We start from the raw sequence: 16,712 nt of genomic DNA on the forward strand, positions 1-16,712 counted from the left end.
CTTGATCACCGGTGCCTCCGCCGGCATTGGCGCCGAGCTTGCCCGGACCTTCGCCCGCCATGGGCACAGCCTGATCCTGGTCGCCCGGCGCGCCGACAGGCTTGAAGCGCTGGCACAGGAACTGAGGCGGCAACACGGTATCGCGGTTGAGGTGATCCCGCAGGACCTGGGCCAGGCCGGGGCGGCCGCGACGCTGCATCGGGAGGTAGCCCGGCGCGGGCTGGCCGTGGACATCCTGATCAACAATGCCGGCCTACTTTGCCGTGGCGCCTTCTGGGAAACCGATTTGGCCGAGCAGCAGGCCTTGCTCCAACTCAACATCGCCGTGCTGACGGAGCTGACGCACCTGTTTCTGCCAGCCATGATCGAGCAGGGCCGCGGCCGCCTTCTCAACCTCGCGTCCAGTGCAGCGTTCCAGCCGCTGCCCTGGGTCGCCACCTATGCGGCGAGCAAGGCCTATGTGCTTTCGTTCTCCGAAACGCTGTCCATCGAGCTGAAAGGCCAGGGGATATCGGTCACCGCCCTGTGCCCGGGCTTCACGGAAACCGACATGATCTCCCAGGACGGGGCCAAGACGTTCAAGGTCCCCGGTGTCAGGAACTTGACGCCGGCAAAGGTCGCCCAGCAGGCCTATGCCGCCTGCATGGCCGGCAAGCCGGTGTACATCAACGGGGGCATCACCCGCGCGCTGGTCCTGGCGAGCCAGCACTTGCCGCGCTGGCTGCAGCGCCGTTCGGCCGAACGGTTCGCCAAAGCCGCCATGCGCTGATCAGAGATGCGTCAGGTTACGAATCGCTGCGATCATGGCGGACGATGCAGGGCCTTGCCGCTCGAGCAAGTCGCCTATCCGGAGGACAGGTGCTTGCAATCGTCCCGCAGCACCTTGCGCGTCGGGGGGCGCGGACGCTGGCGATTGAAGGCGCCAGACACGCGGGTTGACAAGCGCCAAGAAAGTGCATCAGGACTCGGACACGATCGATGTCGCGATGGCACGGGCACGCCGGGGGTCCGAGCTTGACCGTGGTGAATGATTTGGCGGTTGCCTCTCTGGCGGGAAGGCAACCGCCCATTTTACGATGTCAGCTCCAAGCATGGAACGGCGGGGTGACGCCGTTGAGGAAGTAGCTGCCCAGGATCGCGTATTTCCAGCGTACCGGGTCGTGCAGGGTGTGGGTACGGGCATTTCGCCAGTGGCGGTCCCGGTTGTGTTCGGCCAGGATGGAACGGGTGCCGGTCAGTTCGAACAGTTTGTTGGTCGCACGGCTTCTCATAGCCATTGTAATCAGGAACGACTCGGGTCTATGGCGAAGCAACCATATTTTTTGCGCTCGCAGCATGGCGCTTATTTTTTTGTAACATTTTTTATCTGTTTAATAAGCCTGTCGGCACTCGACAGGGTCGCCCCAGCGTTCGTCTGATCCAAAGGTGTGCAGGGCCGTGCATGGTTGCGTCGGATGACCGATATGGCCACATATCTGCCTTCCTTCTTAAGGGGACTATGTGAGGTCTGTCATTGTCTCGGCGATAGACTGTCTGCCTGCCGCCAAGCGATGCACAGTTCAAGATAAGCGCGCGCATCGGCGCTCAGCCTCAAGACACCGGCCAATCTCGCGAGCTCCAATGTGCTGTCGGCGGCGGCGTCGATCCGCGCGGCATACTGGTCGTAGAGGGCAGCGATTTCGCTGCGCGAAATCTCCCGCAGAAGACGTTCGGTCCCAGCATTGAAGGGCAGTCGTCGTGCGTAACTTCCAGAGACCCAAGCGAAGGCCGTGCCGAATTCGTCGTGCTGTTCGACGTTGCCGAGGTTGGCGAGCACCCGAGCCTGAATCCGCTGCCCGGTGCGCTGCCAGCCGTGGGCCTGGGCGATCCGGCGGGCCAGCACGGCCAGGGGCATCGGGCCCGAGCCTGCAAGGGTCTCTACGATCATTTGGCGCAGAATGAGATCGTAGCTTTCGTCATAGAAGCGATCCGGGTCCAATTGCAAACCGGCGAAAGGTGCGGACGCTAAATCGTTGCCATGCCCCGCATCGCTTAAGCCGTCTTCGATGGCGATCGGCGCAGCTTCATGGCCGGCTGCCGTGGCTTCATCGGTGGAAGGCGCCGCATCGAATTCCTCAGAGACTGACTCCGAGATCCTATCGTCCGGGAGGACTTCCGCCGTTTCCTGCAGCGTACAGGCCATCGCCAATTCCCGCGCGTCCCTATCCTTCGCCAAGAGATCGCGGAGGGCTAGGTCGATCCGGTCAGCCACGATCCCACCGCTGCGGAACCAGTCCGTCGACCAGATGCGCAGGATGGTCCAGCCCAGGCGTTCAAGAACGGCTTGCCGGAGCTTGTCTCGGTCGCGGGCGGTAGCCGTGCGGTGGTACTGAGCGCCATCGCATTCAATACCGGCGAGCCAGCGGCCGGCGAAATCGGGATGGACGATACCCAGGTCGATGCGGAAGCCCGAAACACCGATCTGCGAGCGAACATCCCAGCCCCGGGCATGCAGGGCGGCGGCGACCGCCTCCTCGAAGGGGCTTTCAACCGGGCCGAGCGATCCCCGATCCCGTGCCGGCAGCGCGACGGGGCCACGTTCGGCGAAGTCGAGGAAGGCTTTGAGGTCTGCGACCCCGCGCGCCGAAGTCCGGGAAAGATCGATCTGATCGGCGCGTATCGAGGTGAAGACGTGCAGTTCGCTGCGGGCACGGGTAACCGCCACGTTTAGCCGCTTCTCGCCGCCGTCCCCGTTTATCGCGCCGAAGTTCATGGGCAGCTTCCCGGCGAGATCCGGCCCGAAGGTAATCGAGAACAACATCACATCCCGCTCGTCGCCCTGGATGTTTTCGAGGTTCTTCACGATCAGCGGTTCTTCCCGGTCATCGGCGAAGAACCATTCAAATTCTGGCCGCTTGCGGCGTTCCTCGTCCAGCAGATCCAGGATCAGGCTCTGCTGCTGCGCGTTGAAAGTAATGACACCGAGAGTCGGTCGCTTCGCCTCCGGCAGCGCAAGCCAGACCGCCAGCCTTTCGACGATCATCACCACCGAAGCCTTGGCCTCCACCTCGTTCACACGCCCCTTGCCGCGGGCATAGATCCCGTCGACACGATGAAGCTTGACGGCACTTCCCGCCCCGTCGGCGGCCGGAAATGTAACCAGATTATTTCCATAGTAGAAATGGTTCGAAAAGGCGATCAGGGTTTCATCACGGCTACGGTAGTGCCAATTGAGCTGGCGTGTCGGCACACCGGCGGCGGCAACCTCATCAAGGATCGACGGCATGTCCTTTTCGTATTCCGCGACGTCATCGCCATCATCATCCACCCGGCCGAAGAAATTGGTGGGTGGAAGCTGGCGCGGATCCCCGACCACGATGGCCTGACGACCTCGTGCAATGGCGCCAATGGCATCCCAGGTCGTGATCTGGGACGCCTCGTCGAAGATCACGAGATCGAATTGCGACTGTCCGGGCGGCAGGTATTGAGCAACCGACAGAGGCGACATCAAGACACAGGGCGCCAGCGTACTGAAGCTGTTCGGCATCTGGCCGATCAGGGCCCGGATCGGCATCGACGGCCGCTGCAGCCCCAGTTGGTGACGCAAGGCGCCGAGTTCGGAGTTCCGGGGCACGGCATCCCGCGCTGGCAGATTGTGGGCGATCCGCCGCATCACTTCCTGCGGCGCAAGCGACGCCGCGGCCTCGTCGAGCTGGCGGAAGCGCGCGATCAGATCCTCGTGCGACCAATGGGCGAAGCCGCGGAGTTCCGGGCTCGCATCCATCGCCAGCGGCAGCCACCAAGCCATATAAGCCGCCTCGAATGCCTTGGCCGTATCGGCGATCGCCACGCCGGCCTCCAGCACCTCGATCACCGGGGCAAGGCCGGAAGCATCTGCGGCGCTACGGCTTTCCTGCCATTTGGTCCAGTCGGAGAAACGGCCACGCTCGGCGGGAAGGCCGGCAAGGGCCTGACGCAACCCAGCGCGGTCCAATGCCTCGCCGATCCGCCCGCCGGCGGCGAGGAAGGCGGCCCGGCTCGATGCCAATGCCTCCTCGGCCTGCGTATAGCGGATGAGCGCCGGGACAAGCGGACCACCGCCGGCAGTCATCAGGCCGGGGCACACCGCACGCCACGCCGCCTCGGGAATGCCGGCGAAAATGGCTGCCTTCTCGATTCCGGCAAATTGGATCGCCTGGGACAGCAGGCGGCCGATCGTTGTCAGGTCGGTCTGCCTCCCCACAAAAAGCGGGAGAACGGCAAGGGGTGATGCGGCAACCTCCCGCTCGGCCTTGAGCATCCGTTGCAGGGCGGCGATATCGGTCGAGGGGTCGGCTGTGCCGCCGCTGGCATAGGTCTGAAGCATTTTGCCGATCCGGCCCCGGGCCAGCGTGGACAAAGGCCAGATCTTGGTTTGTGCCTCCCGCCATTCCAGATCAAGCCGCTGGAGCGGGATCGAGGCGATGTCCCGTTCGGGGTAAGTGGCCCCGAGCGCGAGTGCCGCCTCCTCATACTCACGAACCGCGGCCTCGAACGGGCCGACCGCCGCCTTGAGTGCGGCCAGATCCTTCCCGATCACCGGATGAAGGTCGTCCTGATCACGCACTTGTCCCAGGAGGCTGACAAGAACGGCACGAACCTCGGGTTGCCCGGCCGCCCCGGGGGCAAGGCCCAAAGCCCTGCCGACAGCGTTGCCCGCCTCCGCTGCCGCGCCAACATCGTGATGCAGGGCCGCCGCGGCGCGCAGGAATCCGCCCTCCCAACTGAACGACCATTCCTCGGCGCCGACAAGGCCAAGGACCCTTGTATCCCCATGCATTCCAGCAACGCCGAAGCGACGGCCAGCCTCGCCCGCAAGGTCGTGCAGGCGCCGGTAACTGGATTCGTCATGGCAATCCTTGTTCGAGAATTGCAGTGCGAAGGGCTGGGGGCCGGCGGCCACAGCGCACCCGATCGCGTCGAAGACGCTGAAGCCCTGGATGCCGGGGCGGTGCAAGGCCTCGACATAGGCATTGAGCTGGTCCCGGGTCAGGCGCAGGTCGTCGGCGATCTTGACCCATTCGGCGGCCTTGCCCTTCGCGGCACGGTCCCACGATCGGCCAAGCTGCGCCAGCACCACCTTACGATCGGCCTTGCTGGAGTGAAGTTCGAGACAGGCATCGCCAAGGCCATGGGCTTCGAGCCGGCGATGCACGACGTCAAGGGCCGCCGCCTTTTCCGCCACGAAAAGCACGGTCCTGCCGCGCCCCAACTGATCGGCGATGACATTGGCGATGGTCTGGCTCTTGCCTGTGCCAGGCGGGCCGATCAGGACGAAGTCGCGCCCCTTGCCAGCCGCAACGACGGCAGCCAGCTGCGAACTGTCGGCGGGAAGCGGAGTCAGCAGATCGCCGGGCGCCAGGCGGCGGTCGATGTCCTCCGGCGACGGCATGGGCGTGTCGGCCCCGGGAAAAGCCTCCGTCGGGCTGTCCACCAGATGACGGACCAGCCGGCTTTGCCGCAGGCTGTCGGTTCGGTCGACGAGGTCCTTCCACATCAGGTATTTGGCGAAGGAGAAGGTCGACAGCGCGGCACTGTCGACGACTTCGAAACCGGCGGCATCACGCACGTGGCGGCGGACGGTTTCAAAGATGCGTGGCATGTCGATGCCGGACCGGTCGCGCGGAAGTTCGCCTTCAAGCTCGGGAATGCGCAGTTCGAAGTCCCGTTTCAGAAATTCCAGCAGCGTGGAATTCACCCGGGCATCATCCTCGTGATGAAGCAGCCGGAAGTCCGACCGGGCGGAACTGCGCTCCAGCTTCACCGGGATCAGCAGCAAAGGGGCACGATAGTCGCGCTGATCGGACGCGCTGCGTTTCCAGCGCAGGAAACCGGCGGCCAGGAACAAGGTATTCGTACCACCCTCCTGCGTGTCGCTTTTCGCCTTCCGGTACAACTCGATCAGGCGGTTGCTCATATCCTTTCCCGTCAGGGGGCAGGCGATCTGGTGCCTGGCCAGAGCATCGTGCGCGAGCAACATGCTGTGCTCGCGCACCTCCGCGCTCAGCAGGTCCCGATTCGCGAAACTTCCCTCGTCCGCCAAGGCCAGAAGGCGGAAGGACTGCCCGTCGGCAAGAGTGTCCTCGAGCGCACCCAGATCCGGACACAGCAGCGGCACCGTCTGCTTGGTTTCCCGGAAATTCAACAGCCGGTTGCCCAGCGAAAGGTCGAGCAGCTTGCGTTGCCAGCGCTGGACGCGGCCCAGCGGCGTCGTCGGCTCCGCCTCGATCCTGTCGCCGGGCAAAAGGCCCAGGTCGATGGGCCTTGGCAGCGCCGCCGGCGTCTTGAGATCCTCAGGCGAGACCGCATCGGCGACCCTTTGTACGCGATGGGCGGCCAGGGGCCGGATGCGCGCGGCACGGGCGCGGCTGACGTCGACGGCCTTCAGGAAGTCCGCCTCCCGCTCCTCGGCCAGATGTCTCTTGCCAACGTCGACAGCCTCGTCGAAACCGATGGCGGGCCGGCGGGTCAGCAACGTGGTCTCGAACGGGACGAAATCCCGGGCGACCACGGCTTTACGCACCGCAACAACGTCAGGCTCGACCATCCGGCCGAAATCACACCGGGTCAGCCAGACGCCGGCCCAGGCGTGCCCCTGCGAAAACAGGACGGCGGCGTTCAGGCCAGCGGCCTCGAGCGCGGCGGCCATAAGCAGGGAGATGTCGAGGCAGGTCCCCAGACCTTCGCTGGCGATCCGGCCCGGATCGCGCACTTTCTGCCCCACGGTTTCAAACGAGGCCGGTGGCACGGCGTAAGACAGGCCCATGCCGGTCACGGCCGACCATATCGCACCGGCCAGCATCCAGATCCGTCCGGGATCACCCGACTGGTAGCCGTCGAGTGCCCCGCTCAAACCGGCGCGCTCCAGTAGGCGCGAGGCTTCCTTCAAAATGCCGGCGACCACGGGATCGTTGGGCGAGATGAAGGCGGCGAGCAGTTCATCCATCTCCGGCAGGCCGCCCCATTCATCGCGGGCCAGAAGCTCTATCCGGTGCGCCTCGCGCAACAACTCGACATCCCGGTGCCGGACGACCAGTTCGAGCGTGGCGATCTCCGCCTCGTTCAATCCATCGAGCAGCGCCATGTCCAGCGGTGTCGCCAAGTCGCGCAGTGGCACCTCCGGCCCGGCCGCGATCCGATCGATCCGCCACTCCTTCGGTTTCAGGATGGCGGGCTGACACGCAAGCTGTACCGAGATGTTCTCCAGCTGTTCCGTGCCCTCGTTCCGCAGGCCCAGCGCCTTCAGAATGGCGACGCCGTTTTGAGCCGAGGCGAAATTCACCCGCTGGCTGATCTGCGCCGTCAGTGACAGGCGAGGTTTCGTGGTCGAGCCGATTTGCTCTTCTTGCGGGGCACTGTCCATGGCTTCATTGTCCATTGCAGTATCGATCAGACGGTGAGTTCGTGAACCTGCACACCGGGACAGACGCCCCTGGCGATACCGCAGAGGTGACGGTGATGGGTGAGGTAGATGACCTGGCCGGTGCGACTCATCTCGGCCAGCAGCGTGAAGGCCTCGGCCGAACGGTCGTCGTCGAAGGTTTCCATGATATCATCGGCGATAAAGGGAACCGGTGGGCGGCTGCGGGCCAATTCGTGATAGCCGGCGATCCGTAACGCCAGATAAAGCTGAAAGCGTGTCCCCTTCGACAATTCGGGGGCAAGCTTCGCCCCGCCACCCCGGGCAAGCGCCACCAGGACTTCCCGCGTGTCGTCGGGCTGCGCCGCAAGGCCGGTATAGGCGCCCCGGCTCAAGATGCTGAAGGCCCTGGAGGCCCTGTTCAGCATTTCGCTGCGGTGGCTGTCGCGATAGCGGCGGAGTCCCTTGTCGACCAGCAGAATGCCCAGCCGCAGGGCAAGGTACTGGCGAGCCCCGTCCTCCAGCGCGAGCAGGATGTTGCTCCGCTCCGCCTCCAGGCGGGCCACGGCATCGTCACCGCCGATGGCCACGATCCGCCGATCGAATTCGGACACGGCCGCGTAGCGCTTCTGCAAATCCTGGCTCGACTGGTCGACCTCGATGACGAGATGCTCCTCCCGGGTCTCCAGCGCCGGACGGCCGTCAGCCTCCGCAAGCGCTATGGCTTGGGTTACATCCTCATTCGCCGCGGCCTCGGCGATATCCTTTTCGCAGGCTGTAATCTCCGCGCGCAGGCGCGCCGCATCGCGGCCCATGGCCAGGGTTTCGGACAGCCCTGCGGGGTCGGACAGGCCGAAATGGCCGGCCATGGCCGCCAGCTCCCGGTCGATCGCTTCAATCTCGGCCTGGGCTTCGGCAAGGGCACGGCGCGCCTCGGCCTGGTCATCCTCGGCCTTCTGGCGGCCGTCCCTGACCTTCTCTGCCCTGCGCAGCCGGCCTTCGACCTCCTTCCAAGACGGGGCCCCCTCGGTTCCGAGAGCCGCCGCGATGGCCGCCAGCGCACCCAGAAAGGCGTCGCTGTTGGCGCGCATCTTGCCGATGCGGTCGGCCAGGCTGTCATGGCTGGTGACGGCGGTTCGTAGTTGGTCGAGCCCGGCGAGCAGACCGTTCATCGCGGCGACATCCCTCGTCGCTGCCGCCAGCCAGGTCCGCACCAGGAGACTTTCCCAGGCTGCGGTCCAGACGGTCTCCGCCTTGCGGGCCTCGTCCAGTGCCTCCTGGCGGTCGTCCACGGCCTCCCTAGCCTCGCGCAGGGCATCGCGAAGACTGGTCAGGGTGGCGCCGCGCTCGATCCTGGCTTGGGCTTCAGCCGCCAGGAGGTCGAAACCAAGACCGTCCAGCCCATTGCCCGGCGTTGCCAAGCCGGCGCGAAGCGCGGATACCGCCTCCTCAAGGTCGCGAGCAGCGGTGTCGCGCATCCTGGCAGCCTGGCGCAGCGCGCCAAGGGCCGCCAAGGCAAGAAGGCGGGCTTCAAGCCAGCCCCGAAGCTCGATCAGGCTTCGCCCGGAGAGTCCCAAGGCGCTGGTTGCCATGTCGATCTCGGTGAGCACGGCTGCCTCCGTCGTCTCCGCTTTGCGGAACGCCGCCTCGGCCTGAACCAGATCCTGGCGCTGGGCGTCAAGCGCGGCCCGGGCAGCCGCTTGGAGACGCGCATCTGCCTGGGCTTGTGCCAACAGGCCGGTGATCTGGTCGTCCCGGCGCAGCGCGGTCTCGAAGGCATCGGCCGTCTCAAGGCGGAGATCGCGGCGATGCGCAGACCACAGGCTCTCCCTGACGGCGCGGGCGGCGGCGGCATCGTCAAGGCTGATGGCCATGGCTATCGGGCCTTCCGGCAGGGAGGCGGCCTGCCGGTCGATGCCCTCCCGCAGACTGTCGGCAGCACGGCGCGCATCCACGCGCCCGGCCCGGGCTGTTTCCAGCCGGCTGGTCCAGGCATCGATCTGCCAGCCGGCGGGAACCGGCAATCGCTCCACCTCCGCCGCGGTCCCCGACCAGGGAAGCAGTGTCGCCATCTTCTCGGCAAGAATGTCATCCGCCGCCTGGATCTCTCGCTCGGCCCGGCGCAAGGCTTCTCCGGGGTCGCGCTGGCGCAGCCGGTTCAGGAGATGCACCAGCGCCGAAGTATCGCCAGCCGGCGATGCCTCGGCCAGACGGGCCTCGCGCCGGGCCAGCAGGGCCTTCGCATTGCGCGCTTCTGCTTCCGCGGAATGACGCTGCCCGGTGATGCCGGAATGGCGGCCGATAAGGTCGCGCAGCCCCGCGACCGTTGCCGAATCCAATAGCAGGTCACGGGGATTCGTCCCCGAACGGCCGAGCAGGGCAAGGGCTGTCTGGATGCCGCGTTGTTCATCCTCGGCCTTGGCCTTCACGCGCGGCAGATCCTTTTCCGCCTCCTCATGGGCGGAGCGCAGCGCATCCGCTGCCACGATCCTATCCGCCAGGGCCAGAACCTGCGGATCGGGCACGAGGCCATCGATGGTCCCGGCCAAACGGGCAAGGGCCGCCTCCGATGCCTCCTTGCGGGTGCGGGCAATGGTCTGCGTCTTCAGCAGCCGCTGAAACCTTGCCTCCCCATCCGCTGGCGGCTTGGGGATCGCGGCGAGGGGCGCCAGTTCGGCCTTCAGGGCCTGAAGACGGGCACGCAGGGGCAGCAGGGCCAGCAGCTTTCGGACAAGCGCAAGTTCCCGCGACCTCTCGCCATGCCGGCGGGACGCCTCCATCCAGGCGTCATGCGCCGCCTGCTGTTCGGCCTGCAAGCGGTTATAAGCGCCCGCCTGGACGTCCAGGTCCTTTCGCCTTGCCTCCAGATCATCGAGGCGCGCCTTGGCATCGGTGATCGGCCCCTTCCGGCCGCCGGGCCGGTGGAAGCCATCTGCCTCCACGCGCAAGGTGTCCAGTTGTTGGCTTAGATTGGCAAGGCCGGCACTTGCCGAGAACAGCATTTCGCCGAGGTCGCCCTTGCTCGCCAGGATGCTGTCGCCGCCCCGCTCCAGGGTCTCGTCATCGAGCGAGAACATGGCCTCATAGCCTTCGCGGCCGAGCCCCCCAAGGCCCGATTGCAGCAGGGCATCGGGAAGGGCACCGCCATGTTCATCCTGCAGGGAGCCTGTGCTCTTCTTGACCCGGACCAGTGCATGGGTCCGCCCCCCGAACTCGACGGCGGCGCCGATGCGCATGGTCGGCCCGGGATGCAGGAAATCGTGTCGGCTGCGCTGGGGAATACCGAACAGCAGGTCGAGCCAGGCCGAAAACGCCGTGGATTTGCCGGCCTCGTTCGGACCATAGACGATGTGAAAGTCCGTCTCGCCCGGCGCGGGCGGCCGAAAGATCAGGTAGGCATCGGTGAACTTGCCGTAGCGTGTGAGATCCAGCCGCGACAGCCGCATCACGAGCTCTCCCGGCCAGCCAGCCTGGCAAGAACCGTCTGCAGCCCTTCGCTCATCAGGGCATCCCGTTGCCTGGCGGCACTGCTCTCGTCATCGCCGAGCATGCCGCGGATATCCTTCGGCAAAGCCTTGACCAAGGAGGCAAGAACCTCGTCCGCCTCCGCGCGAATGGCCGGATCATCCACCAGTTCGTCCCTGATCAGAGACGCCAATTCGTCAGGCAGGCCGCCGGAACCCGCACGCTCGCCGGCCTCAATGGCATTCTCGACCTTGTCGATCCAGACACTGCCCAGGGCTTCGGCCACCAGCGTGGCCTCGGCGTGGATCTGGTCAAGGTCGCGAAGGATGCGCCAGCCCAAGGGAGACGTACCGACGAGCCTGGGCCGCAGCACCAGGTGCTCTGCCGGATCCTCCCGTTCGATGGACCTGAGGGCACGGCCGATCGCGGCGACAAGGTCGGACCAGTCGGTGATCCCCTCGATGTCGACATCCGCGCGCTCGAAGCGGACTGTGCGGACCGAGCGTTCCACGAGCGAGATGGCACCGTCATCGGCGACCTCGACCAGAGTGACGGTTTTTGGCCCGTCCTCGCCAATATTGCGGCCTTGCGGCATGCCCGGCATCACCACCACGCCGCGCCCGTGATGGACGGCGCGGATATGAATGTGGCCCAGGGCCCAGTAGTCGTACCCCGCCGCCTGCAGGTCGGCGACCGAGCAGGGCGAATAGACATCGTGCGCCGGGCTGCCGTTCAGGCTGGTGTGCAGCATGCCGATGTTCACAGCCCCGCCCTGCGGCGCCGGAAAGCGGTCCAGCAGACTCTCCGGAACGTGGGGCTTGGCAAAGCTCAGGCCGTGGATCACCACCGGAAGCCCGCCCGTTTCGATCACATGGCTTGAAGCACGCCCCTCGAAGACCGTCACGGACTTCGGGAGATCGAGTTCCCTGGTAATCCGCGAACTGGCGTCGTGGTTGCCCCGGACGATGAATGTCCTGATGCCGGCGGCGTCGAGCCGGTGCAATTCCTGCGCCAGAAATCGCGCGGTCTTCATTGAAACCTGCGACCCGTCATAAAGGTCGCCGACGATCAGGAGAGCGTTCGCATCTTCATCGATGCAAAGGTCGATCGTGCGTGAAAAGGCCTGGCGGGTGGCAATGCCGACAAGGTCAGACACGGATGGATCCCGGAGGGCCAGGGATTTTAGCGGGGAATCGAGGTGGATATCTGCTGTATGTACAAACCGGAATGCCACGGCCGCTTCCCCAACCAGTGCCGCTTCAATGCCTGACCTTGCCAGACAGGAAGCAGTTGACGCAGGAAAATCATAACAAAAGTTTTACGGGTTTATCGATCGCAATCATGACGCGTGCATGAGTTTCCTCGTAGCAGATGAAGGCCGGAACGGTGGGTCCCGTCGCCGTCGCCGCGCAAAGAGATCCCAGGGCGCACCGTGATGCGCCGTCAGCAAACGCCTCTGCCCCATGTAGCGCCCACCCAAAAATGCCCCACTACCGGGATGCCGCATGATCAGCCCAACTTGGCATGATGGGATGCTGCGATCGGATACGCGCTGAGCAGGCCCGGTTCGGTTGTGGCCGGCGCACCAGCTTCGGATTAAGGCAGGCGATCCCCGAGCTCTTCCCGAATAGCCGGCTCCAGGCCGTCAAGGCTGCGCCGCAGTTCGAGGGTTGCTTCACGCGCCGCAGCGGCTGATCGGATCACTCTGGGCGTCAGGAATATCAGCAGCTCGGTTTTCTTGGTGTCGTCTGTCGTGGTACCAAACAGGTTGCCCAGGATAGGGATATCCTTGGCAACGGGAATACCCCGGTTGCCCGCGGTCTGGGCGCGTCGCATCAAGCCGCCGAGGGCAACTGTTTCACCATCGTGAACGCCTACCGTGGTCTCGATGCGCCGCTGCTGAATGGTCGGTGAATCGATCCCCGACGTCGTCGTCTCGACGGCATCACTCACCTCCTGGGCAATATCGAGTACGACAAGCCCGCTCTTCGAAATCCTGGGGTTACGGTCATCAAGATACCGGTATCGCGCATCTCCACCGCGTTGACCACGGGTGCGTCGGGATCGATGACACTGACCGCCGTTTGGGTGACAACCGGGACTTCGTCGCCGACCTGCAAGGTCGCGGGCTTGTTGTCGAGTGTCAGGAGCTTTGGTGAGGATACGACGTTGACATCCGTCACCACTTCGAGCGCGCTGATGACGACCTTGGTGCTGTCGATCAGGTAGGAAAAGTTGAAGCCGGGAAACTGCGGTGCGACGGCGGCCGTGCGGCTCAGCGAGCCGGCAACATGGTCATTGCTGAAGAACCACTCAACGCCATAGCGCAACTCGCCTGTCAGGCTGACCTCCGCGATCGTGACCTGGATCAGCACCTGGTCGGGCTCGACATCCATTTCCCGGATGATGGCCTCGATGGCCTGATATTCCGACGCATCGGCCCTGATGATCAGGGCGTTGTTCGCGTCGTCCGTCACAATCTGGCTGCCTCCGGCCGTGTCGCGCGTTCCCAGGCTGGCAATGCTTGGGGCCGACGGTGCCATGCCGGACATTGCAGCATCGGTGCTGTCATAGGGGGCTGGCATGGGCAGAACCGAGCCGGCCGCACTCGCGGGGCCATTGCCGGCGACTTTAAACAATCCGCCTAATGTTGCCGCGATGTCTGCGGCCTTGGCATTCTGCAAACGGTAGTAGTGAATCTGCCGGCCGGGATCGATGACCGGCAGATCGAGGCGATCCACCCAGGTGGTGACCTGATCGAGGTAGGCCCGTCTGGGGCTGGCGACCAGCAGCGTGTTGAGCCGGGCGATGGGGATGAAACGTACCAGGCCGGTAATCGGACTTCCCTCGTCGGCAAAGATGCCCTTGAGCTCGGTAGCGAGTGACACCGCGTCGATGTTCTTGGGCCGGATCAGGGCATAAGACATGCCCGCGAGCCAATCCACATCGAAGGTCGCGATCGTATCGCGCATGGCACGACGATCCTGCGCCGTGCCGACCAGGAACAAAATATTGCGGGCGGCGTCCACCCGCAGGATCCCGCCGGCGGGGGCAAAGGGCTCCAGCAGCTTCTGCATTTCCGGGGCCGCGATATAGCGCAGCGGGGCAATCTCCACCCCATAGCCGGGGCCACTGGTATCGCTGAGCCCCTCGACCCGGCGCTGCGCATCGCCCAGCGGCACGACCGAATAGAGCCCATCCGCGAGAACGATCGCCACGCCGTTGACCTTCAACGCGGCTTCGAGTGCCGGGAGGACGTCGTCGCGCGCGATGGGCCGCGTCACCTGCAGCGTGACCCGGCCCGTTACCGATGGATCGACCGCGAAGGAGACATGGAGGATGTCGCCGAGGACCGCGCGCACCACGTCTTTGAGCTCGACATCGACGAAGTCGAGCACGACGTCGCCCTCGGGTCGTGTTCCGCCCGATATCCGCGCCGGGCGTGGAACCGCGGCGCCGTCATCGCCGGGGTAGATTCGTGTGCGCGGTGCCGCAGGTGCCGCCGTGCTCGTGTCGGAGAGCGGCACGACCGGGAGCGGCACGGGCGAGATCGTAGGCTGCGGCGACCGCATGACGACCGGCTGCGGTGGTGCCGGCACGAGCGGCGTGTCGGCACAGGCGCCCAGCGACAGGACCAGCACAAAGGTCACGCCCTGTCGAAGCGACGCAAAATCAAGCAATTTGCCCATGCCCCACCTGCGGCGAGCCCCTCGCCGACGACCAGCCTCAACAATCTATACTGGAATGCCGATCGCACTGGCAACCAAACAACGGCCTCGACGAGGCTACTGGGCCGGCAACTTCGGAAACTCTATTCGGAAAACCTGATCATCAGCCTGAAACACCACGGCGGCCTGGTCCACGCTGCCCACACGCCATTCCCCAAGCATGTCTCCGGCACGCAGGCGCAGCACCACGTCTTCATTCTCCCGTCGCAGCAGGGCCAGCCGGTCGCCGTTCGAGATGGCAATCCCGACCAGCCGGAGATCACGCAGGCTGTCTGGGGACGGACGCAGCGGCGCCAACGTTGGCACCGACGAGGGGGGCGACGGAGGTGGTGGGTCGGGCAAGCGGCCGCGATTGAAGATCGGCCGCTCGAACACCGCCGCATAGGCTTCCACCGCCAGGATGGCGGCCTGCTGATCGGCAATGCCCGGGCGATCTCCTGTGCGAGCGCCCGGACCGACTGGCGTAACAGGAGGCGCAGGCCAAAGGGCGATACCGACCGAAGCCCCCAGGCTTACGAGAATGGCGCCCGTGATGGCGAGTGTCGGACGGTCACGAGTAACCCTCATCGTCAGGGTGCCTGCCAGTAGGCACTGATTGCCAGTTCGACCCTCAGACGGTTGGGCTCCACTCGTGCTGCTGTCGTCCTGACCGGCGCTGTGCCGTCCGGATCGATCACGGTCATCTGCTCGATCACCAGCAGGGGCTGGGCGGACTCCGCCGCGACAAGTATGCGGGTCAGCGCTGCCACATCTGCTTCGAACGTAACCCGCAGCGGCAATCTGGTCAGCCCGTCGGCTTCAGACGGGCTGGCCGGCTGGCTGCTGACGATAGTGCCGCCGCTGGCGGCGATCACCTGTGTAACCTTGCTTTGGGCTTGCGCCGCTGCAATAACCGCCTGCGGCGCCTGGTAGAGCAGGTTCTCGCCTGCTTCACTGCCTGCCGGACCTGCGACGCCGGCGCCTTCAGCGATCAGACGCGCCAGTATCCGGCGTTCGTGATCCAGGGCCGCCGCGCGCGCGGCAAAAACTTTCTGCTGACCGGCGAGATGACCGGCAACCAGGCTGGTCGTGACCAGGAGCAGCAGTGCCAGTATGGCGAATGCCGCAACGCGCTTTGCCGCGGCCTGCCCGGGCCTGGTCATGGGGCCACCCCGAGGTAGGAGAGCTGCATGCTAAAATAGTCGCGGCTGTCTCCCTGATTCCGGGACACCGGCGCCACGAAACGCACCCCCTCGAATGCGGGCGCCTGCTCTATGACTTGCAGGAGTTTCGGGGCGTCGACAGTGAAGCCTCTGAGGTCGACGACGGCACCGTTGCGGCGCAACTCGACGATCTGGGCATCTTCCGGCAACGTCACGGTCAGGGCCTGCAGCAGGCCGATGCTCGAGCGCGCGGTCGCATCAGCCCGGAGTTCCATAGGCCGATCCGCGAGCATCCGGTCGCGCCGCCGCGCTGCCGCTTCGGCAGCTTGCGGCCTCAAGGCCGCGATGGTCTCTTCCAGTTGATGGAGCGTTTGCCGCTGGCGATATGACCATGCGGCATCCGCGCATCCAAGCGCCCCGATCAGCAGCCCGACGGCGACGATGCGATGCTTCAGCGCGCTCGACGACCTGACCCGCGCAACTTCCAGAAGTTCGAACCGTCGCACGCCAGCCACCGGCGCGTCACCGGCGATCGCGAGCGAGGTCGCTGGGCGGCCCCGCGATGCCAGGAGGGCGGCAACGGTCTCGCGGGGAACGGCGGCCAGCTCCGCTTCGATCAGCCTCGATGTGGGTGATCGCCCGATCACCCTGACGTCCCAATAAATGTCCTCGTCACGAAACGGCGTCAGCCGGTTGATGAGCAAGGCCGAGGTTTTACGCAGGCGAATGAATGCGGCGACCGGCAGTTCGAAGCGCCGCGTGAACACCATCGCCGGGTCGATTTCGCAGGCGGAGGCATCAGGGAGACGGCGGGCATCGCGAGAATGAATACCCAGCCCGCCAAGCCACCAGCGCCAGAGGAGGAGCAGGGTGAACTGGGCCTCTGATAACCATCCGAGAAGACGCCCCAACAGGATCACAAGCGGTGTGCCCCCAACACATGCGATATGAACTATACTACCGCCAGTTGCTGGCAAGCCAAAGCGTCACCGCATGGGC

8 protein-coding genes and 1 pseudogene are annotated in these 16,712 nt (G+C 65.2%); 1 reads left to right on the top strand and 8 read right to left on the bottom strand.

The genetic code is table 11. The annotated features are described in order from the left end of the window. The first annotated feature begins 1 nt into the window (after position 1). Positions 2-769 (top strand): SDR family NAD(P)-dependent oxidoreductase, encoded by a 768-nt coding sequence (locus D3874_RS27295; RefSeq protein WP_158596250.1) that lies wholly within the window; start codon positions 2-4, stop codon positions 767-769. A gap of 310 nt (positions 770-1,079) precedes the next feature. Here D3874_RS27295 and D3874_RS27300 read toward each other — a convergent pair whose 3' ends face one another. The 8 genes and pseudogenes from D3874_RS27300 to D3874_RS27340 form a co-directional block, all read right to left on the bottom strand. Then, positions 1,080-1,271, bottom strand: a complete 192-nt coding sequence (locus D3874_RS27300; protein WP_233560408.1) for a hypothetical protein — start codon at positions 1,269-1,271, stop codon at positions 1,080-1,082. Positions 1,272-1,510: 239 nt separating this feature from the next. Further along, a complete protein-coding gene (locus tag D3874_RS27305; protein WP_199699385.1) occupies positions 1,511-7,396 on the bottom strand; it encodes a DUF3320 domain-containing protein in 5,886 nt (1,961 codons plus the stop codon). Between the two features lie 11 nt (positions 7,397-7,407). Further along, positions 7,408-10,824 (bottom strand): ATP-binding protein, encoded by a 3,417-nt coding sequence (locus D3874_RS27310; RefSeq protein WP_119782847.1) that lies wholly within the window; start codon positions 10,822-10,824, stop codon positions 7,408-7,410. Then, positions 10,824-12,077, bottom strand: a complete 1,254-nt coding sequence (locus tag D3874_RS27315) for a metallophosphoesterase family protein (protein WP_119782848.1) — start codon at positions 12,075-12,077, stop codon at positions 10,824-10,826. The genes D3874_RS27310 and D3874_RS27315 overlap by 1 nt, the downstream gene beginning before the upstream one ends. Positions 12,078-12,439: 362 nt before the next feature. Then, positions 12,440-14,532, bottom strand: a pseudogene (gene gspD, locus D3874_RS27325) (type II secretion system secretin GspD). Between the two features lie 96 nt (positions 14,533-14,628). Next, the gene (locus D3874_RS27330) at positions 14,629-15,138 is read right to left on the bottom strand and encodes a hypothetical protein (protein ID WP_119782851.1); all 510 of its coding nucleotides are present in this window, start codon (positions 15,136-15,138) and stop codon (positions 14,629-14,631) included. A gap of 2 nt (positions 15,139-15,140) precedes the next feature. Further along, positions 15,141-15,713, bottom strand: coding sequence for a type II secretion system protein GspM (gene gspM, locus D3874_RS27335; RefSeq protein ID WP_119782852.1), 573 nt, complete (start codon positions 15,711-15,713; stop codon positions 15,141-15,143). Beyond that, positions 15,710-16,633 (bottom strand): PilN domain-containing protein, encoded by a 924-nt coding sequence (locus tag D3874_RS27340; protein WP_119782853.1) that lies wholly within the window; start codon positions 16,631-16,633, stop codon positions 15,710-15,712. The genes gspM and D3874_RS27340 overlap by 4 nt, the downstream gene beginning before the upstream one ends. Positions 16,634-16,712: the final 79 nt, after the last annotated feature.

Origin of the sequence: Oleomonas cavernae (genome assembly GCF_003590945.1) — a bacterium.
In the GTDB taxonomy this organism is placed as follows: Bacteria; Pseudomonadota; Alphaproteobacteria; order Zavarziniales; family Zavarziniaceae; genus Zavarzinia; species Zavarzinia cavernae.

Bases quoted from the DNA above. Each gene is read 5' to 3' on its own strand.
- D3874_RS27300 (WP_233560408.1), bottom strand. From the start codon at position 1,271: ATGAGAAGCCGTGCGACCAACAAACTGTTCGAACTGACCGGCACCCGT.
- D3874_RS27305 (WP_199699385.1), bottom strand. From the start codon at position 7,396: ATGGACAATGAAGCCATGGACAGTGCCCCGCAAGAAGAGCAAATCGGC.
- D3874_RS27310 (WP_119782847.1), bottom strand. From the start codon at position 10,824: ATGCGGCTGTCGCGGCTGGATCTCACACGCTACGGCAAGTTCACCGAT.
- D3874_RS27330 (WP_119782851.1), bottom strand. From the start codon at position 15,138: ATGAGGGTTACTCGTGACCGTCCGACACTCGCCATCACGGGCGCCATT.
- gspM (WP_119782852.1), bottom strand. From the start codon at position 15,713: ATGACCAGGCCCGGGCAGGCCGCGGCAAAGCGCGTTGCGGCATTCGCC.